The following is a 19,639-nucleotide window of genomic DNA, read 5'->3' on the forward strand; positions in this document are numbered from 1 at the left end:
TCCGTTGCTCTCCTCCACATATATCCTTATACTTTAGTCGGGACATCGGTACGCCACCTCCGGATTTTGGCGAAAGTCGAGCGGTTTATCCAACTCAACTTTACCATATCCTGGTGGGTACCATGTCCCTTTACTCTACAATGTCAAGCGTATTGTCCGCGGGGCGGCGCGTTTACGGATGATAGCGGGCCAATATACGGCCGAAAGTTGCCGGCCCGAGACACCCGCATTCGCGGCTGCGGTCCCGCCACTTGGCGAGGTGCCAAATCCGCGTCGGCTCTTTCTCGAACTCGTAGTCGCACGTCCCGTCGTCGAAAGCGTACCCGTTGCCCGCGTCGACCACGACCACGATTTCTAACGGGACGTCGGCGGCCTGAAATGAGGTTTCGCCGGGCGCCGGCGTTCCGATCTCGCGCCAGTGGTCGGTTAACGATATATCCCGGGTCTCCGCAAACATGTTGTCGGCGGCCGCGAGGAATTCGTCTCGGGCCCACGACGCCGGGATGGTATAGCCGTCGATTTTTTGGCCGATATCGTCAACGTCGAAGAAGAATTTGAATTCGCCGGCGAGGCAATCGCTCAGAAGGTTAACGTCGCCGCGGTTGAAGGCGAGTTCGACGTTGGCAAGGACGTATTTGGGCTCGGTCGCGTCGTAGGGCCCGGCTTCGGTCGGCGCAGCGTCCTCGTCGCCGCAGCCGGCGGTAATTAATACTCCCCCAAAGAGCGCCGGTAGTAGAAAGCGCGTAAATGACCCCTTTTTCTTTTTCATCCTTAAATCACCCCCGTATTCGTAGCGGCGGCCCGGCCCTGTTACATATCGCTCGGCCGCGTTTTACGCTGCCGGCGTTACGGCGTCTTGAGGCAGCGCCAGCTCGAGCTCCAGGCGGTGGCCCAGCGCCAGCAGACGCTCCTCGTCCCAGGGCCGCGACATGACGTGTATGCCCACGGGCAACCCTTCTTCGTCGAAGCCGCACGGCATCGAGAGCGCGGGGAGGCCGACCAGGTTCGCCAGGCCCGTAAAGATATCGGCCAAATACATTAGCTGGGGGTCGAGGTTGCGCGTATTCAGCTTGAACGCGGTGAAAGGCGACACCGGGGATACGAGGAAGTCGAACCGCTCGAACGCCGCGGCGAACTGTACCCGCATGTGTTGGCGGACCGTCTGCGCTTTGGCGTAATAGCGGTCGCGGTAACCGATGGACAACACGTACGCGCCGGCGGCCAGCCGCCGCCGGACCTCGCCGCCGAAGCCGCGGGCGCGGGCCTTGGCCACCATATCGGCCGGGCCGTCGTAGCCGTCGGCCCGGGGCCCGAACAACACGGCCTGGTAGCGGGCGAGGTTGGAGTAGGTTTCCGCGCAGGCGGTTACGAAGTACGTGGGCAGCGCCCAGGAGGCGCTGGGTATGGCGGCCCGCTCCACGACGTGGCCTATCGATTCCAATTTGCGGAGGGCGTTCTCAATCGCGGCCTTGATGCCCGGGGCGACGTCGTCGCCGAAGAATTCTTTTATTAAACCCACCCGAAAAGCGCCGTGGTCGCGCTCGAGGCCGGCGACGTAGTCGGGGACGTCGCGACGGCTGGACGTCGCCTCGCGAGGGTCGTGGCCGGCGATGACTTGTAACAGCGACGCGGCATCCTTAACGTTGCGGGCCAGCGGGCCGATTTGGTCGAACGACGGCGCGAAGGCGATTAGGCCGTAGCGCGGGACGCGGCCGTAGGTTGGTTTAAGGCCGACGACGCCGCACATCGCCGCCGGTTGGCGGATGGAGCCGCCGGTATCGGAGCCCAGCGCGAGCGGCGCGAAGCCGGCGCAGACCGCCGCCGCGGAGCCGCCGCTGGAACCCCCCGGGGCCCGCGTTAGGTCGCGGGGGTTTTTAGTGGGGAAGAAGGCGGAGTATTCGGTGGAGGAGCCCATCGCGAATTCGTCGAGGTTCGTCTTGCCGATGACGTAGGCGCCGGCCTCCAACAACCTATCGACGACGGTCGCGTTGTACGGCGGCCGGTAGTTTTCTATGATACGCGAGGCCGCGGTGGTAGCCAGCCAGTCCGTACAGATGTTGTCTTTGACGGCGACGGGGACGCCTGCCAAAAGGCCGTCCGCGGCCGCGGGAGCTTCGCGGCCGTTCAAGCAAAGGAACGCGCCGACGGCGGCGTCGTGCGCGTCGACGCGGCGGCGGAAGGCGTCGGCCACCTCGCCCGGGGGAAGTTCGCCCGCGCGCACCTTGGCCGCGATTTCAGACGCCGTAACGTTTATCAAATCCATAGTTAATTTAACGCCGGCCTTTGGCGCGCACGATGCGGCCGCGGTAAGTCTTATGAGGGGCTACCAGGTAGAAGTACGAGCCGTCGTACGTTGCCAGCGAACACCCTTCCGGAAGGGGGGAGGGGAGTTCCTCCCACCTTTTTTCGTTCAAGTCGTAGCGGTACGATTTTTGGGCCATCCGCGGGGGCGAGCCGAGGGCTTCGGCTTCGCAGCCGCCTACGACGTATATATAATCGCCGACGGCGAACGCGCCGGCGCCGGCGCGCGGTGCCGGGAGCTGCGACATCGTTTGCCATTTGTACACGATGAGGTCGTACCGACGGACGGCGTTGGTGACGTATGCCGGTTTGAGCTGCGTGCCGCCTATTACGTACAGGCCTCCCCGGGCCACGGCCGCGGTGGCTCGAGCGAGCGGTACCGGGAGGTCGTGTAGTTTGGTCCACAGGCCGTCGCGCGGGTTATAGCGGTGTATTTGGCGGTTGTTGTCGTCGGCCGGGTCCGCCGGGTCGTACCTGCCGCCGACGACGTATAACTCGCCGTCGGCGAAAAAGGCCGCGGCGTCGCCGCGCGGTACGGGTAAAAAGGCCTCCAGCTTGAGCTCCTTCGTCGCCGGGGCCCAGGTATATACGTCGCCGACGGGCGTGCTCAGTTCGGCGAAGTCCAACTGGCCTTCGGGGGCCAGCTTTATGGGCGGCGGCGTGTACATCCCGCCGACGAACCACACTCGGTCCCCCGGGCCCGCGGTTACGGCGGCGCCGGCGCGTTCGCCGAAATAACTCGGGTAGGCGGCGACTTCGTCGAGGCCGTCGGGAGTCACCTTAATAAATACGATCTCGGCTCGCGGGCCCGGGCCGGCGGCGCGTTTTAACGCGCGCGTGCCGACGAGATACAACGCGCCGCGGCTTTCGGCGATACCCGCCAACCAATCCAGCCTCGCGTCGGCCGCCCCCACGGCCGCCCACTCTTCCCATTTTATATCCGCGGCGGCGGTCGGCGCTTTAAGCGTCTCTATGACGGGGGCTTCTTCCGGCTCGGCGGCCGTCTCCGCCGTCGGCTCGCCTTTCTCGGGCGCGGTGCAGGCGGAGAAGACGGCGAGCGCGGCGATTATGGCGAGAAGACTGGTTTTCATTTTTTATCGCCCTTTTCTTCGGGCGCCAACACTTTGGGTACGGCGACGAAGCCGTCGTGGCCCTCGGGCGCGTTCGCGAGCGCGTCGTCGACGGGGAGCGACGGCCGCACCTCGTCGGGCCGTAATTCCGACGGTTCCAAGGCCGGCGGCGGCGGGCCCTCCTCAACGTCCAGCGCGGCCAATATCTCCACATTTTCGAGTAGGCCGGTGACCTCGCGCGCCAGGTTTTCCTCTTCTTCGCCCGGGAGCGCCAGGTACGCTTCCCGAATCATACGCCGGATGGTTTTGATTCTCTCTTCTTCCGCGTCCATATAGTTTCCCCGGGCGTTTTAGGGGCGGCCGCGGCGGCCCCACGGTTCGTATTGGATTACGTCGTCGACGTCCAAAGGCTCGAGCTCGGTCAAGTAGCCGTCGCCGATTTCGCGGAGAAAGCGCGACCGCTCGCGCGGTTCCGTGACGCCGGCGACGCTCCGCGTTCCGGCGAAAGACAGGTACAAGAGGTCCTTGGCGCGCGTAACGCCGACGTAACAGAGTCGACGTTCTTCTTCGAGCTCCGCGGCGTCGGCGAGCGAGTTGGCGTGGGGAAGGAGGCGTTCCTCGACGCCGACGATGAAGACGGCGCCGAACTCCAGCCCCTTGGCGGTATGCAGCGTCATCAGCGACACGCGGTCGGCGTCGGGGTCGTAGCTGTCGACGTCGCTCACCAGCGCGACGGCCTCCATGAACTCGGCCAACGTCGCCTGCGGGTGCTCGGTCTCGAATTCGGCCGCGGCGTTAATTAATTCCCTCACGTTTTCGGCGCGCGCTTCCCCCTTTATCTCCTCTTGCTCGGCGAGCCAGGCCAGATAGCCGCTCCTTTCGACGGCGGCGGCGAGGATTTCGCTGGGAGGTTTGGCGTCGGCTTCGGCGGCCAGCTCGTTTATTAACCCTACGAAGCGGCGGAGGCCGGTAGCGGCGCGGGCCGGGAGTTGCGCCAGGAGGGCCTCGTCCGCGACGGCCTTTAGCGGGGGGCGTCCGCGTCGGTTGTCCTCGATTATTCTGGAAGACGCGGCGCCCACGCCGCGCGCGGGTACGTTAACGACGCGGGCGAAGGCCAAGGCGTCGTTGGCGTTGTGTATTAAACGAAGGTAGGCGAGCGCGTCTTTAACTTCGCGGCGTCCGTAAAAGCGGGTGCCGCCGACGATCTGAAACGGCACGCCGGCTTTGGCCAGCACTTCCTCGAAGACGCGAGATTGGGCGTTCACGCGGTAGAGCACGGCGCAGTCGCGGTATTCCAGGCCGTGGTTGGCGCGCGCGTCCTCGACGGCGTAGGCGACGCGGAGCGCCTCGTGTCGTTCGTCGTAGCATTGGACGATGGCCGGCTTCGCTTCCGCCGGGCGGTCGCTCCACAGCTCTTTGGCGTAGCGGTTTTGCGTATTGAACCTGATGAGGGCGTTGGCCGCGTCGAGGACGCTCTGGTGGGAGCGGTAGTTTTGTTCCAGGGTGTAGAAGCGCGCGTCGGGGAAATCCCGGGCGAACCGTTGGAAGTTCGTTATATCGGCGCCGCGCCACCGGTATATCGACTGGTCCGGGTCTCCCACGACGCAGATCCGGCGGTATTTCTCACCCAGGAGCCGGAGCAGCTCGTACTGGGCGTAGTTCGTATCCTGGTACTCGTCGACGAGGATATGCTGGAAGCGCCCTTGCCACCGCGCCAGGACGTCGCGCTCGCGGCGGAAGAGAAAGGCCAACTCCATTAAAAGGTCGCCGAAGTCGTAGGCGTTGTTCTCGCGAAGGAGATTTTGGTAGGCGGCGTAGACGTCGGCCACGGTCTCGCGGTAGGCGTCGGAGCGAGGGTAGTCCTCGGCCGGGACCAGTTCGCGTTTGGCGGCCTCGACCGCCGCGGCCAGCCGCTTATAATGGAACTGCTCGGCGGGGAGCGCCCACTTGTCGGCTATCTTCTTTATGGCGGCCTCGGTGTCGCCGTCGTCGAAGATGACGAAGTTGGGGTCGGCGCGGCCGGCGGTGTAGCGCGTTTCGGCGCGTAGTATACGCGCGCCGGTGGCGTGGAACGTACCGACCGTCGCGGCGGGCCGGTATCCCAACGCCGCTTCGACGCGCCGCTGCATTTCCTGCGCGGCTTTATTCGTGAAAGTGACCGCTAAGATGCCGGCCGCCGGTACGCCCCGGTCCGATATAAGGCGGATAATGCGTTCCGTTATGACGCGGGTTTTGCCCGAACCCGCGCCGGCTACGACGACCATCGGCCCGGGGGGCGCGGCGACGACTCGCTCTTGGGAAGGGTTTAAGCGGATTTTGGCCAAGGGTTTTATATCGGCTTTAAAAATCGCCCTGGCGGGCGCTACGCGTCGGCGTGCAACTTCTTTTACCCGGCTAAGGCGTTTTCTTTTCGAGGATGCTGCCGAGGCCGATGTTCTGCGGCGTACCGTCGGGGCCGAAGACTTGTTCCAATACCTTGTTGTGGCGCCGCGCGGCGGCGATCTTGTTCGTCTGTTTCTCGGCGGTTATCAATATCTGTTCTTTGACTTCGGCGAGGGCGACGATAAGGTTTTTCTTACCCAGGTCGTCGAGTGATTCGATGTCGCTATCAAGGCCCGTGACGTCGACTCGGTCGTCGATAAACTTGATTATCTCGACCTGGGGGTAACGCTCGGCTTGCTCGGCTATCCGTTCGCGCAAAGGTTTGTCTTGTTTTACGGTGTTGTACAGGCCGTTGGGTTTGTCGAAGTTATCGAGCAGCGAGTTGATGAATAGGGCCAATACGCCGACGTTGGTTTTGGCGGCGGGCCCCAAACCCTCGCCGCGAACTTTACCGCCGGGTTGTTCGACGCCCTTGAGGAATTCGCGCAGGCTCTTAATCCGCGCCTTTTCTTCGGAAGGCGGAGCCGGTTTGCTTTCCGGGGGGTGGACTTCGAGTAAGCCGGAATCTATGAGAGCGTGGACAATTTGCGTCGTCTTAAGCTCCGAGAATCCGGTTTTCTCCGCGAGTTCCGATACGCTGAGTTCGCCGTCGACCAGGGATAATACTTTCCACTCGTGGGCTTGGAGCGTAATGTTGCCGGCCTTATCGCCGGGGCCGGCGGAGAAAGTAACGGCGTAGCGCGAGCTGGGGATAATTTTGCGTAGTTTGGTCCACTCGTCGAGCCTGCGAACGGCTTCCATGATCAGGTTCTGGCAGTCGAGCTCGATCGTTTTCAGGTCCGTCGTCGCGTCCGTGTCGAAGGTAAACCGGCCCTCGCGCCAATTGAAGGTTTCGTAGACGGCTTTTTCGCCGACCAGTTCGCCGACTTCGGCGTGTACGGCCTGCCCCCGTTCGAACCATATGCGGGCCGCGCTATCGTTTTTGGTTATTACGAGGAGGCCGGTCCGCGAGCCCATGTTTATGAGCTGGAGGACGTCGGCGAGCGGGAAGTCTTCTAAATTGCCGTCGAGGCCCATAGCTTAGGTTTGAAAAACGGCGGCTCGCGACAGTACCCGGGCACCGCCGCCCGCCGCCGGGACTCGAGTGAGTTACTAATTAACGGGCCGTTTGGCGCGACAGATGCGCGATAACCAGCTTCGAGATCGCGCGTAAGGAGTCGAATACGCCAATGCCGGTAGTCGCGATCGATTCGAAACAGGGTACTTGGTCATTGTTGAGCGCGGCTTCGAGTTGCTCCACCGGCGAACAGTTCGGTAAGTCGCGTTTATTGTATTGGAATATGTACGGGATATTTTCGAGGCGGTACCCTTGAAGCTGGAGGTTCTTTTTCATGTTTTCGAAGGATTCTATATTTTCGTCGAAGCGGTTGCGCTGAGAGTCTACCACGAAGACGAGGCCGTCCACGCCTTTGAGGATGAGTTTACGCGAGGCGTCGTAGTGGACTTGGCCGGGTACGGTATAGAGGTGGAAGCGCGTTTTGAACCCGCTCACCGTTCCGAGCTCGAGCGGTAAGAAATCGAAGAAGAGGGTCCGGTCGGTATCGGTGGCCAACGAGACCATTTTCCCCTTGATATCGTGGGGGAGCTTCTCGTGGATATACAGGAGGTTGGTCGTTTTGCCGCAGAGACCGCAACCGTAGTAGACGATCTTGCAGTTTATTTCGCGCGATGAATAATTTATTAGCGACATAACCGAGCCCCCGGCCGCGGGCAAGGACCTTTTAATCTTTGAAGAGGTTGTCTATTTCGCTTTCGGCGACGCTCGTGAAGGTGTCTCCCAGCGGCGAAAACGCTTCGGCGCCGCGTTCGGCGACTTTTTGGAAGATGCGGTTAAATATACCCGAGAGTTCTTCTACCGCCTTTTTGACTCTTAGCCGAACCAACCCTAACGTAGTTTTATTGTCGAAGACTACGACTAGGATAACGCGTTTGGCTACTATGGATAAGTGTATTGATTCGTTAGTACCTTGGTGGAAGAGCACGGAGAATTCTTCCTGGCCGAGGATTTTCGCGAGTTCGCTGGTCGCGGCGTAATTGCCCGCGGAAAGCGACGCGAAGGATAGCGAGTCCATATTCTCGGTATCGCCCTGGCTCGAGACGAGTTGCCCCGAGCGGTCCACCAATAGCGCGAACTTAGAATTGGTCTCGCGGACGAGAGTCGCCAATATCTCGTTAATATTTGTATAGTCTTCTTCGAAAAGGACGAGGTCCATCCCGGGCATAAGCCTCACCTCGCGTACGACGACTTACGACGACGCCGGCGCGTGGGTTATATATAAAAGACGAACCGGCCTAAGTTTAAATAACGCTTCTTTACTTTTTCCATTAAAATATAAATTGGCTAACAAGTCAAGATTTTTTTACTAGAAACGTCAAAGCCTCGCCCCACGTTCGGAGGGTTGCTTTTCCGCGCTTCCTCAACGCCCGCCTTCGCTCCGATTCGCGGTTCGTTGGAGGCCGTCTATCTTTCGGCCTTGGCTGCCAAAAGGCTCGCCCCTTTGCTATCGAGCAGCCACAACGCTCGCCGGCGATATTTCTCGCGTTCGTTTTCGTGGGCGGCTATGCGGGCGAGGTTTAAGTAACATTCGCCGCGAGGTTGCCAAAGGCCTAACTCCCGGGCCGCGGCGGCCGCGGCGATAAGGCGCTTCCGCGCCTGCCCGGCGTCGCCTACGGCGTCCAAAAGCTCGCCCGCCGCCAGGTAATAGTACGCGAAAAATACTTTCGATTCTCGGGCGCGGCGCTCGATGTCCGTTCGCCCCAGGACTTCGCGGCCTTTATCCGGTTGGCCCGCCGCTAACGCCGCCCGGGCGGCCAGGGTCGCCGCGGCGCCGTATAAGAACGCGTTGCCCGTCCGCCGGTATTCCGCGGAAGCGGCGTCGGCTAGACGATATGCCTCGTCGTAATCCTCACTCACGTAGTACGCCGCCGTAGCCTCGAGCAGGTTGAGGCTCGCTTTTGGCGACTCCGGTTCCGTCGTCGCCTCCTTGGCTTTGACCAGAAGACGACGGTAACCCCGCAAGTCGTTTTTGAGGAGGGACGCTACGGCAAGGCCGAGGGCGGCCTCAACGCCGCATAGATCGTAGCCTTCTTCTTCGGCCAACCTCAGCGCTACGTCAAACGCCGTTTCGCTCGTAGCCAGGTCCTCGGTCGCTTGGTCGATCGCGCCTTCTAGTAAATACGTTTCGCATAGCCGCCGTTTATCGCCCACGGCGCCGAAAGCGTTGCGCGCCTCCGCGATTAAGCCGCGGGCGTTCGATATTCGGCCGTATTCAAAGAAAACGGGCGCCAGCGAGAGCCCCATCTCCGCGGCGGTAATCGGCTTTTGCGCGCCGTCGGTTAGAGATATGCATTTTCGCGCGGCCTTTACGGCGTCGGTCAGGTACCCGGCTCGGTACTTGAGCTCGGCGAGCAACCGGTAAGCCCGCGGCGACGGCGCGCGGTCGGCCTTCAGCGATTTTTCGAGCTCGTACGTTGCTTTGGCGACGTCTCCTCGTTGGCGGAAAAGGTCGGCTAGCGCCAGCTCAACGTCGGCGACCAGGTCGTATTCTTCGGAACGCGCGGCGCTCTGTAAGGCTTCGATAAACGAGCTTTCGGCTTCCCGGAAGTAGCCGCGGCGCAGGTACACCTGGCCTTGAGAATAAAAACGTCGCGCTGATAATTCGCCTTCCGCGGCGCCGATTTTTTCGAGGTCTTTTAGGGCGGCGGCGGCCAAACCGGCCTCGGAGAAAGCCTCCGCCCGGGCAAAAAATAGGCGCGGTAAAAGTTTTCGTTTTACGTCGTCTTCGGTTTGTTGCCTTTCTAACTCGCGTATAACGGCCGTTAGTTGGGCCACCGCGTCGTGGGGTGAACCCAGCCAAAGCGCTTGTTTCGCGTTTTCCCGGGCCAGGTCGTACGCCCGCGCCGGCCTCCCGGCCGCTAACTCGAGCGTCGCGCGGGCCGATAGCTCCCCGGGGTAACGTTCGGCCAGGAAACCGGCCGCGGTTTGCGCCGCGGCCATTCGGCTTTCCGGCGTGGGCGCCGTAGCGGCTAGCACGGCTTCGCGTAGATAGGGCGGGACGCAAAGATACTCCCTATCGCCTAGCGAAGGTCGGAGTAAAAGCGATTTGTATAACTTATATCGCCACGCTTCGCCGGCGGTACCGTCCGGGCCGAAGACGTCGGCCGCGAGGGCGCGCACTTCTTCGTCGGTTAGGGGAATGCCGAGTGTCGTTAAGGCGGCGGTCGCGCGTTGCCAACGTTTGTCGAAATCTCGCAAACGTTGCGCTACGAGCGTGGGTTGTTCCAGGCCGCCTTCGGTCGCCAACGTCTTGATTTTAACGGCGCCCTTCTCGCGGGCCGCGAGCCAAAGTTGCTCGAGGATTTCGGGGCGACCCTTGCTGGCCGCGTGTAGTAGCGCGGCGTCTTCCTCGGCGCCCGTTCCCGCGAAATTCCCGGCGAAGGCGGCTACTTCTTCTTCTGTGAACGGCCTGGTGTGTAGGACGGTGTCCGCCGCCCGGCCAAAAGTTTCGTCGGGAGTTTCGCTGGCCATTATGAGTGCGAGCGGTTCCTCCGCCGGGGCGGCCAGCAGCGCGCCGAGTAGAGCCCGGGACGACGCGTCGGCCAAGTGGAGGTCGTCCAGTATTACGGCCGTCGGTTTTGCGGCGGCGGCCCGTACGGTCAAAATTTCCGCAACCTCAATAATCCGTCGGTGTCTGAGTTCGGGTGCTGCGTCCGCGACGTGCGGGTTTAGTTCGGGCCGGAAGCCCATGATTCGCGCGAATAACGGCGCCCAGATGACCGACGGGCCGTCGATTTGTCGTATCGCCCGGGCCGGCGCTTCCGCCGGCGGCGCTTCGGGGGCGACGTCGGCAAACACCTCGCGCCATATCGGCGCCCAGAGGCTGAACGGCCGGTACCGGCGCCCGTTCGTACACGACGAAGCGTATACCCGGAAGCCTTTTTCGCGGGCTAAACGGCACGCTGCCGCCAGCCAGGTCGTTTTCCCCGTCCCGGCGGCGCCCGTGACGAAGAGAGTCCGCCGTTGTCGCCTCGAGAGGACCGCGGCGAGGGAATTCTCGATCGCTTCTTCGAACCCGGCGACCGGCGTGAACGGCGACGTTTCTATCGGCGGAGCCGACGTGAGGTGCCGCCGGTCTTCCTTCAATTCGTAAATTTTTACGGCCGTTTTGCCCCCCCGCGCTTGATAGAAGCCGACCGCGACGTACTTGAAATCCCCGGCGGTCCGGGCGTAGACGTTTTCGCCGGCGAGGATGACCCATTTACCGGCTTTTCTTCGGAGCCGTTCGGCCTTTACGCGAGGAGTTTCAGGTTCGCCCCCGGCTCGGGTGTCCCTCGGGGACGCGTCGACGCCCGCCGTTAGGTACGCGTTGGTACTCAGCTCTTTAGGAGTCGTCACCAGAAGGCCGCGGGTGACGTCCCGGAGTACCAGAGCACATGAAGCCGCCGCGGCCGCGGGCGACTCGACGTTATGGGGGAATTTGATGGTGACCGCGGAGGAGCCTCCGCGGATAACGGTACCGCCGCGTTCGTACGCGATTTCGTCGGCAGCGGCCAGGAATTTTTCGGTCAATTCCCCCAGTACGTCGGGGGAGAGGGAAGGGCTCAGTACGTCGAGCCCCGCGAGCTCGGCCGCAACCGCGGCCGCTTCTTCTGATGCTTCGCCGGTTTTAACGCCGCAATTCGGGCAAAAGGCCGCAGCTTGAGCGACGTACCGGCCGCAATTAGGGCACGTATCCGACATGTGCTACTTATTAACGTCGCCTCCTACGAGCTCGAGCGCGACGGATTTCCTCGCGGTCGCCTCCTTTAAGGCTTCGATAAGGCGGCCCAGGTCGACGGCGCCGAGGTCCTCGCCGCCGTGGCGGCGCAGCGCTACCGTTCCCGCTTCACGTTCTTTTTTACCGACGACGGCGAGGTAGGGCACTTTGGCCAATTCGCCCGCCCGGATTTTCGCGGTCAGTTTGCCGTCCGATTCGTCTACGCCGACGCGTAAACCCGCGCTTTCCATTTCGGCCGCCAGTTCGGCGGCGTACGGGACGGAGTCCGGGTTCACCGGTATGATGCGCACCTGAACCGGCGCAAGCCAGGGCGGGAAGACGCCGGCGTAATGCTCGAGCAGCGTCCCGAAGAAACGCTCGAACGACCCCAACACAGCGCGGTGGATCATATAGCACTGGTGGTCGGCGCCGTCCGGGCCCGTGTACTTGACGCCGTAGCGGGGCGGCAGGTTGAAGTCGAATTGTATGGTGGGGCCCTGCCATTTCCGCCCCAGTGCGTCGTAAATTTGGAAATCGATTTTCGGGCCGTAGAAGATGGCCTCGCCTTCCATCCGGTTATAGGGCAGCTCGAGGCGCTCGAGCGTTTCGGCGAGAGCGTCTTCGGCCCGGGTCCATTCCTCGGCGGTGCCGGCGTAGTCTTGCGGCTTGCCGGGGTCCCGAGCGGAAAGCTCTACGTCGTACGAGGTGAAGCCGAAAGTGTGTAATAGGAATATGGCTAAGTCCACGCACCCACACAATTCGTCCACTAATTGGTCGGGGGTGCAGAATATGTGGCCGTCGTCCTGGGTGAAACCGCGGACGCGCAGGAGGCCGTGAAGGGTACCCGAGCGCTCTTTGCGGTATACGGTCCCTAGCTCGGCGTACCTTATGGGGAGTTCCCGGTAGGAGTGGACGCGGGTTTTATATATGGCGACGTGCATCGGGCAGTTCATAGGTTTGAGGACGTACGGGATGCCGTCGACTTCGAAGGTGTACATTTTATCGAGGAAGTAGCGGAAGTGGCCCGATATCTCGAACAGCCGGGCGCGGGCGATGTGGGGGGTCATGACGAGTTGGTAGCCGCGCTTTTGGTGTTCCTCTTTCCAGAAGGTCTCGATGCGGTCGCGGACGAACGCGCCGTCGGGGTGCCAATAGACGAGGCCGGCGCCGCGTTCCTCGGCGATGGAGAATATGCCGAGGTCGCGGCCCAGCGTCCGGTGGTCGCGTCGTTTAGCTTCCTCGACCCGCGCCAGGTGGACCTCGAGCTCCTCCGGTTTGCGGTAGGCGGTTCCGTATACGCGGGTGAGCATGTCGTTGCGTTCGTCGCCGCGCCAATACGCGCCCGCCACCGCGGTGAGGTTCAGCGCTTTGATATAACCGCTCGAGGGGAGGTGGGGCCCCAGGCACAGGTCCGCGAAGTCGCCCTGTCGGTATACTATTACTTTTTTATCCGGGATCTCCTCGACGAGCTCGAGTTTATACGGGTTGCCGGCGAACAGCTTGCGGGCTTTGGCCTTGGTCATCTCCTCCCGTTCGATGGGGACGTCGGCCGCGGCGATACGTCGCATGCGCTCCTCTATTTTCGGGAGGTCGTCGTCGCTCACGGTCGCCGACGCGTCGAAGTCGTAGTAAAACCCGTCGGCCGTAGCGGGCCCTATGGCCAACTTTACGTCCGGGTAGAGTTCCGTCAGCGCGTGGGCGAGGATGTGCGACGCGGTGTGACGGAATACCTCCCGCACCGCTTCGTCTTCGTAACTAAGGAACGCCACCGTCTCGCCGGGCCGGGCGGCGGCGGTGAGGTCCACAAGTGCGTCGCCGCGGCGGGCGACGAGCGCATCTTCGACGCCCGCGGCCACTGCTGCCTCGAGTAGCGTCGCTCCCCGTTCGACCTTTACGGGCCCGAGGCCCTCGACGTTTAATTCGATCTCCGCGATTGTAGGGTCCTTTCGCGCTATTTTAGCAAAGTTGGCGATTCCAAGTCAACCGGAAAGGGTTTAAAGGCTCGAGATGTCATATCTCCCGCCGGTTGCGGCGCGGCCCGGGCAAACTACGCCTTTGCCGCTAATCGTTGGGGCAAAACGGCGAACCGGCGTTGGGCCCTATTTCATTACATCCCCCGTTCGCCCGCCGGCGCGACATCCGCGGCGGCCTTATTTCCCTTCGTCGCGACGATAAGGACCCGGCGGCCGAGTATATCCTCCGGCGCCGGCGTCGCTTTCAGGAGCGGGAATATTTTCGCTATTACCATGAGCGTTTCGAAATAAAAGTTAATGACGACGCGGTACCACGGTTGCCGCCGGTTAAACGCAAACGCGTACGTCTCGTCGAAGGTCTGTTCGTCGCCTTGCCGTACTTCTCCCGGGCGCCGGCGAAGGCGCCGATGGACGGTTAAGGGGAGTTTCACAAAAACCGCGTAGATAATTCGCAACCACGTCGTGGGGTCGATTATTTCGAAGCGCAAGGGCTGCAGGCCCGCCGCCAGGATTTGTCGATTCAACTCCGTTTTCGTTTGGAAGTGCGTTATGCCGTGGTCGACGGTGTTGGGGAAGGTGACCAGAACTGAGCCGTTCTTATTTAATAACGAAGCGACGGTCCGGAAGAACGCCGAAGGCGTCGGAACGTGTTCGAGAACGTCGGCGGCGTAAACCCGGTCGAATTTGCCGGCGAGCCGTTTAAGCACCTTATGGCCGGTGTCACATACGTCCGCTTGGTAAAACTTGGCATTACCCGCGCGCGGGAGGCTTTCCAAGAATTCGATTACCGGCGCGGCTACGTCGATGCCGGCTATCTCCCGGACCTCCGGGGCGAAATTGAAGGCCGAATAGCCGGTGCCGACGCCGATATCCGCCACCGCATCTCCCCGGCTCAGCGACATATTCGCTTTGATTATTTCGTGCCTGAGCGGGAAGGTATTTACGGGAAGCTTCAGGCGCTCCCAGAAAGTCATCTTTTTTGCCGCCGGGTTCACGAGACCGCCCTCGAGCTAGTTGTGAGCGTGGATATTCCCTTTGGTAGATTTTAACAAAACCGTCGGTTCCGGGTCAACGGGATTGGGCGGCGGCGTTTTTTAGGCTAATAAATTGACAACCGGCCGGGCCGCTCTTATAATCGGTAACGTGGCGAAGGTAGTCCTGCAAACGGAGTTCAAATTCGGCTTCAGTTATAAATATTTGAAGCGGGTGTTCGATTTCGTGGCCGCCGTGGTCGCTATTATAATCGTCTCGCCGTTCTTGGCCTTCATCGCGTTGTTCATTAAGTTTGACACCCGCGGCCCGGTTTTTTTCCGTCAGGAGAGGATCGGTAGAGTGGGTAAACCCTTCTTCATTTACAAGTTCCGGACGATGGTCAAAGACGCGCCTAAACGCGGGCCTGACGTCACCGGTGCCGGCGACCCCCGTATAACTCGCGTAGGTAATTTCCTGCGCGCTACGAAATTCGACGAACTCCCCAACCTTTTTAACGTCGTGCGCGGCGAAATGAGCTTAGTGGGGCCGCGGCCTGACCTTCCGCGTTTCATGTCGGTCCTTACGCCGGAACAACGCAGGATCTTAAATTTTCGTCCGGGTCTAACCGGCCCGACCCAGATCCGTTATATCGCGGAGGAGGAGTTCCTGTCTCCCGTCAATATTGACGAGGATTACGTCGATAACGTCCTGGCGGACAAGATCGCGTCGGACCTGGAGTACGTCGCCAGGTGGTCCTTCCGGGAGGACTTGTTGTTGATCCTGTATACGCCGATCGCGCTCCTTTTTAAGATCTTCGGTAGGGCGACGAAGCTATTCCCCCTGGCTAGAATCGTACCTCCCGCAAACCGTAAAAAATAAAACCGGGCCTTCGTCGGGCCCGTTTCAACGTGCGTCCGAAACAGGTTATTTTTTATCGTCCCCCAGCCGGCGCCAAAAGCGAGCTTTCGTAGGCTTGCCGTCGTTTCGCCGACCCGGCAGCCGGGCGAGCAGGAAGGCCGCCGCGGCCGCGAGCAACCCCAGAAAAGAACGCCTGCTTACCCCCTTTTTATCGACCGCGTCCATCGCTTTCGGTGCCGATTTTTCCTACGCTTTTAACCGGTATCGTAAACCGAAAAGTCGAGCCGCGACCGGCGCGCGACGTGAACGACATCTCGCCGCCGTGGAGCTCGACGATATTTTTGGCTATGACGAGCCCCAGGCCGGTGCCGGCGATTTTCCGCTGGCGCACCTCCGGCGCGCGATAGAAGCGCGTGAACACTTTGGCGAAGTCCGCTTTCGGGATGCCGGTCCCGGTATCGGCGACGGCGACGCGGAGGTTCCCTTCTCGAGCCGATAACGATACGTCGACTTCGCCGCCCGGTTTATTGTATTTCACGGCGTTGGATACTAAATTCGCGATGACTCTCGTTATTAGTTCGGGGTCGCATTCGACCTTAGGTAATTCGCCCTCGGCCTGCACCGGGTTTAACTTGACCTTAAAAACCTTGGCGCGCGGTTCGTACTCGGCGAGCGCGTCCCGGCACAGCGCGGCGACGTCGACGACGTCGTAGTTTAGCTCGATCTCGCGCCCCTCGAGAGCCGTAAGCTCGAGCATCTCGTCGAGCATCTGGTTCAAACGGGCGAGGCTGACCTCCACTATGTCGAAGAACTCGCGCTTTTTAGGGTCGAGGTAAGGCCGGAGTTCGTCTTCCAGGATGTCGACGGCGCCGGCCAAGGCCGTCAGCGGGTTGCGGAACTCGTGAACCAGCGTGAGTAGGTAGTCGTAGCGCCGCTCTTCGTCGGGGCATACGGTTTCTACCGGCAACGCCCCCGTGGTTCCCCGGGCGGTGGCCGTTTCGGTCGGGTCATCTTTGAGCTTTTCGGACATAACGGCGCCTTTTCGGCGTTTAAACCTTTTTACCGTTTGACATTATAACAAAAAAAAGGCGCCGCGCCAAACGCGGCGCCCTTATTTCAGCTGCGCTTAGCGCCGAACTTGGCCGCCCAATCGACGCGAGCCGTCGCGAACATGAGTACCGCCAACGTGGCGACGGCGCCGACCGTTATGATGAGGCCCGTGTATCCCGGGTAGAAGAAGGCGTACGAGAACAGCACCAGGAACATGAGCTGCGGGAACGTCGCGTACGCGACGGCGTAACGCGCGCCGCGCGCCATCGCGACGTAAATGAAGACCAACGCGCACGAGACCAGGGTCGACGCCAGGAACGTCAGATGTATGCCTACGTGGTCGGCGAGGTACGCGAAGAGGAGATGGAAAGCGAAGAACGCCGCCGCCAGGAAGAAGTAATTCATCGGGTGGAGGGGCGGGGTTTTATCCGCTTTGACCGCGGATATTATGAACAGGACCGTGAAGAAGAATAAGAGCGAGATCGGCGCGAAAAACGACATCCGGCTGGCGATGGGGCCCGGGTTAAGTTTCTTGGGCATCTCGACGCCGAGCTGGTAGCCGGTAACCAGGTCTTTGTACTGCCACGTCAGGCGCCACCCGTCGGCCGTCTTCTCCTTGGCGGTGGGGGAGACGCACCCCTCCGGGAAGTCCACGTCGTCGAAGTCGGTACGCGCGTTGAGGGTGAAGTCCCGGACGCGCGAGACGCCGTCGGCGAAGGAGTAAACCCAACGGTCGAGGCCGGGCGATTTGTAGCCGATTACGACGTCCGCCGTTTCACCCGGGGCGACCTCGAAGGAGGCCGTGATGCTGTCGGCGGCGTTGGGCGGGAATTCGACCTCTTCGTTTTTAGCGCGAAACGTGAAGTCGTCGTAGAGGGCGTTCGTCGCCGGGAAGGAGAAATCGACGAAGACCGTGCGCGGGGCCGACGTATCGTTTTCGACGTTGTACTCGGCGCGGTAGTCGACGACGTACGTGCTGAACCATAAGAGGCCCTTCTTCCGGTGTTCCAATTTTAAGTCGACGTCGACTTTCGTGCCGGTCGGCTCGACGAAAACCGGTTCCTCGACTACTTTCTTTTCGACCTTGCCCGGTTTCTCGCCTTCGGCGGCTTCGACCTCGACTTCGCGCGCTACCAGGTAGTAGAAGCGGGGGGCGCGTTGGCGTTGCTCCGTACCCCAGAGCTGGCCTACGGCGTCCGCGCCGAATTCTTTCGCTTTGTCGGTCCGGTGTACGAGGGTTCCGCCGAGGACGACCCATGCTACGACCGAGCAGAAGAAGATGAATATTATGGCGATGGTCCTGAGTACGGTCATAGGTACGACCTCCTTACGGCCTATTATTGATTTCGGATATTAGTGGTCCGCTCGGCGTCGCCGTGACAGCCAATATTGCTTCGCGACGCTGAATAGCGTCCAGCCGCAGATAAGGGCCGCGGCCGCCGCGACTACGTAAGCGAACCAATCGCCGTGGCGGGCGTAAAATGTGAGGTATTGGCGGTGGTATACGTCGTCCGTCAGCTGGTTGCGGATGTAGATTTTCGACTTACGTACGACGCGGCCGTTGGGGTCTATGAAACAGGTTACGCCCGTATTGGCGGCGCGGACGTACCAGCTGCGGTTCTCGACGGCGCGGAAGACGGCGGATGATAACGTTTGGTAGGGCGCGTTGGTCCGGCCGAACCAGGCTTCGTTGGTGATGTTGACGAGGAAGTCCGCGCCCCGCCGCGCGTACGCTCGCGATATGTCGGGAAAGACCGCCTCGTAGCATATAAGGCAGCCCAGCTCGTAACCGGAGGGCCGGATGACTTCCCAGCCCGGGCCGGGGGTGAAGTCGCCGGAGTCGGCGAAGAGGGTCTCGGTAACGGCCGGCACGTCCGCTTCCCACGGAATATGTTCGCCGAACGGCACCAGGCGGACTTTGGCGTAGCGGCCTGCTACGGCTCGAGCGGGCGTGATGAGCGCGGCGGCGTTATAGCGGTAATGGTCGCGGCCGCGGACGACGTTCGGCCTCGGCTGCCGCTCGACGGTTCCGGTGAGGAGGTCGACCGATAAATCCGCGGCGACGTCGTAGACTACTTCCCGGTAGAACGGGTCCTCGAAGAGGTAGAACGGCGTCGCCGTCTCGGGCCAGATTATCAACGTCGCGCCTTCGCGCTTCGCCTCGTAGCTCAAGTCCACGAGTACCTGCATCGTCTGGTCGCGGTACGCCGGGTCCCACTTGACGTCTTGGTCGATGTTGGGTTGGAGGACCGCGACGCGGATGGGTTGTCCCTCGTCGGGCGTGACGCGGGCGAGCGCGCCGTAGAGGCAAAGCGCGCCCAACAGCGCCGCCGTGGCGCCGCCGGCGCGCAGCCACGTCGCGACATGGCGGCGGTTTTTAAGGATATAATATACGAGGACGTTGACGGCGACGACTACGAGCGACACGGGCCAGGCCCCGGCGACGTCGGCGACTTGTATCAGCAGGTTCCATTTATATTGCGTATGGGCCAGCAAGCCCCAGGGGAAGGCGAGATAACCGACCGAGCGAAGCCATTCGACGGCGACCCAAAGCACCGGCGCGCAAATCAGCGCCGGCAGCCGGCCGTACCGCCGGGCCGCGACGTACAGGAGGCCGAAGAGCGCCTGGTATAGAGCTAGGTAGATGACGGCGCATATGAACCCGGCCGTCGTCGCCGGCGACAGCCAGTATAGGAGGAAGACGTTCCAGTGCAGGCCGAAGACGTAACCCAGCCACGCGCCCTGGCGGACGTTTAACCCCTCGAAGGCGACGAGCAGTGGCACGAGCGCGACGAACGCCAACGCCTCGACGTCGAAGCGCGGGAACGCGAGCGTGAGGACCGCCGCGGCGAAGATCGCCAGCAGGAAGTCGCGGCTCGAGAGTTTACGTCTTTGTTGGGTCACGTTTGGCCGGTCTTTAAGTATACGTATTTATACCAGAAAAAAGCCTACCCGTAAACCTTAGTTATAGGTATGCGTGCGCCCGCGTAGTCCTCTCTTGACACGCGGCCGCGTTTGAGTTATATAAAGAGCGTGGCGCTATCGTCTAGGGGTTAGGATAGGTGGTTCTCAGCCATCAGACCGGGGTTCGAATCCCCGTAGCGCTAACGGCCTCCGCTCGAGGGGGCTTTTTTTAGGAGCCGCGGCGTGGGCTCGGGTTTTAAAAGCCGTCCGACCCCGGCATTTCGGGGGGAGGGCGGGCGTTAACGCTTGACAG

17 protein-coding genes and 1 tRNA gene are annotated in these 19,639 nt (G+C 61.5%); 3 read left to right on the plus strand and 15 right to left on the minus strand.

Annotation, left to right across the window (positions count from 1 at the left end; all coding sequences use genetic code 11):
* Positions 1–172 precede the first annotated feature (172 nt).
* The 10 genes from VMX79_00570 to thrS all read right to left on the minus strand — a co-directional run bounded on the left by VMX79_00570 (position 173) and on the right by thrS (position 13,308).
* The gene (locus VMX79_00570; protein HUV85589.1) at positions 173–769 is read right to left on the minus strand and encodes a hypothetical protein; all 597 of its coding nucleotides are present in this window, start codon (positions 767–769) and stop codon (positions 173–175) included.
* Between the two features lie 63 nt (positions 770–832).
* Complete coding sequence (gene gatA, locus VMX79_00575) at positions 833–2,263, minus strand: Asp-tRNA(Asn)/Glu-tRNA(Gln) amidotransferase subunit GatA (protein ID HUV85590.1); 1,431 nt, start codon at positions 2,261–2,263, stop codon at positions 833–835.
* A gap of 7 nt (positions 2,264–2,270) precedes the next feature.
* Positions 2,271–3,392, minus strand: a complete 1,122-nt coding sequence (locus tag VMX79_00580) for a kelch repeat-containing protein (GenBank protein HUV85591.1) — start codon at positions 3,390–3,392, stop codon at positions 2,271–2,273.
* Positions 3,389–3,703, minus strand: a complete 315-nt coding sequence (gene gatC / locus VMX79_00585; GenBank protein ID HUV85592.1) for an Asp-tRNA(Asn)/Glu-tRNA(Gln) amidotransferase subunit GatC — start codon at positions 3,701–3,703, stop codon at positions 3,389–3,391. Before gatC ends, VMX79_00580 begins: the two co-directional genes overlap by 4 nt.
* 18 nt (positions 3,704–3,721) lie before the next feature.
* Positions 3,722–5,695 (minus strand): UvrD-helicase domain-containing protein, encoded by a 1,974-nt coding sequence (locus VMX79_00590; protein HUV85593.1) that lies wholly within the window; start codon positions 5,693–5,695, stop codon positions 3,722–3,724.
* Positions 5,696–5,765: 70 nt separating this feature from the next.
* Positions 5,766–6,830 carry a DUF4388 domain-containing protein gene (locus tag VMX79_00595; protein ID HUV85594.1) on the minus strand — a complete coding sequence of 355 codons (1,065 nt, stop codon included), beginning with the start codon at positions 6,828–6,830 and terminating at the stop codon, positions 5,766–5,768.
* Between the two features lie 79 nt (positions 6,831–6,909).
* The gene (locus VMX79_00600; GenBank protein ID HUV85595.1) at positions 6,910–7,503 is read right to left on the minus strand and encodes a GTPase domain-containing protein; all 594 of its coding nucleotides are present in this window, start codon (positions 7,501–7,503) and stop codon (positions 6,910–6,912) included.
* 31 nt (positions 7,504–7,534) lie between these two features.
* Positions 7,535–8,035 carry a roadblock/LC7 domain-containing protein gene (locus VMX79_00605; GenBank protein ID HUV85596.1) on the minus strand — a complete coding sequence of 167 codons (501 nt, stop codon included), beginning with the start codon at positions 8,033–8,035 and terminating at the stop codon, positions 7,535–7,537.
* A 239-nt stretch (positions 8,036–8,274) separates the two neighbouring features.
* On the minus strand, positions 8,275–11,553 hold the full coding sequence (locus VMX79_00610) for an AAA family ATPase (protein ID HUV85597.1): 3,279 nt from the start codon (positions 11,551–11,553) through the stop codon (positions 8,275–8,277).
* A gap of 3 nt (positions 11,554–11,556) precedes the next feature.
* Positions 11,557–13,308 (minus strand): threonine--tRNA ligase, encoded by a 1,752-nt coding sequence (thrS, locus tag VMX79_00615; protein HUV85598.1) that lies wholly within the window; start codon positions 13,306–13,308, stop codon positions 11,557–11,559.
* On the opposite strand from thrS, the gene VMX79_00620 reads away from it, so the two are divergent.
* The gene (locus VMX79_00620) at positions 13,288–13,440 is read left to right on the plus strand and encodes a hypothetical protein (protein HUV85599.1); all 153 of its coding nucleotides are present in this window, start codon (positions 13,288–13,290) and stop codon (positions 13,438–13,440) included. The genes thrS and VMX79_00620 overlap by 21 nt on opposite strands.
* 236 nt (positions 13,441–13,676) lie before the next feature.
* Here the strand turns inward: VMX79_00620 and VMX79_00625 are convergent, their stop codons facing one another.
* Positions 13,677–14,516, minus strand: coding sequence for a class I SAM-dependent methyltransferase (locus VMX79_00625; protein ID HUV85600.1), 840 nt, complete (start codon positions 14,514–14,516; stop codon positions 13,677–13,679).
* 169 nt (positions 14,517–14,685) lie between these two features.
* Between VMX79_00625 and VMX79_00630 the strand changes: the two genes are divergently transcribed.
* Entirely contained in the window at positions 14,686–15,393 is a 708-nt protein-coding gene (locus VMX79_00630) for a sugar transferase (GenBank protein ID HUV85601.1), read from the plus strand.
* Positions 15,394–15,438: 45 nt separating this feature from the next.
* On the opposite strand, the gene VMX79_00635 is transcribed toward VMX79_00630, so the two are convergent.
* From VMX79_00635 to lnt, 4 genes are all read right to left on the minus strand, one after another.
* Positions 15,439–15,597, minus strand: a complete 159-nt coding sequence (locus tag VMX79_00635) for a hypothetical protein (GenBank protein ID HUV85602.1) — start codon at positions 15,595–15,597, stop codon at positions 15,439–15,441.
* Complete coding sequence (locus VMX79_00640) at positions 15,581–16,402, minus strand: HAMP domain-containing sensor histidine kinase (GenBank protein ID HUV85603.1); 822 nt, start codon at positions 16,400–16,402, stop codon at positions 15,581–15,583. The genes VMX79_00635 and VMX79_00640 overlap by 17 nt, the downstream gene beginning before the upstream one ends.
* An 86-nt stretch (positions 16,403–16,488) precedes the next feature.
* The gene (locus VMX79_00645) at positions 16,489–17,736 is read right to left on the minus strand and encodes an inner membrane CreD family protein (GenBank protein HUV85604.1); all 1,248 of its coding nucleotides are present in this window, start codon (positions 17,734–17,736) and stop codon (positions 16,489–16,491) included.
* Between the two features lie 39 nt (positions 17,737–17,775).
* The gene (lnt, locus tag VMX79_00650; protein ID HUV85605.1) at positions 17,776–19,326 is read right to left on the minus strand and encodes an apolipoprotein N-acyltransferase; all 1,551 of its coding nucleotides are present in this window, start codon (positions 19,324–19,326) and stop codon (positions 17,776–17,778) included.
* A gap of 131 nt (positions 19,327–19,457) precedes the next feature.
* On the opposite strand from lnt, the gene VMX79_00655 reads away from it, so the two are divergent.
* A tRNA-Glu gene (locus VMX79_00655) sits at positions 19,458–19,529 on the plus strand.
* Positions 19,530–19,639: the final 110 nt, after the last annotated feature.

The sequence above is a fragment of the bacterium genome, from assembly GCA_035529855.1.
In the GTDB taxonomy this organism is placed as follows: Bacteria; RBG-13-66-14; B26-G2; order WVWN01; family WVWN01; genus WVWN01.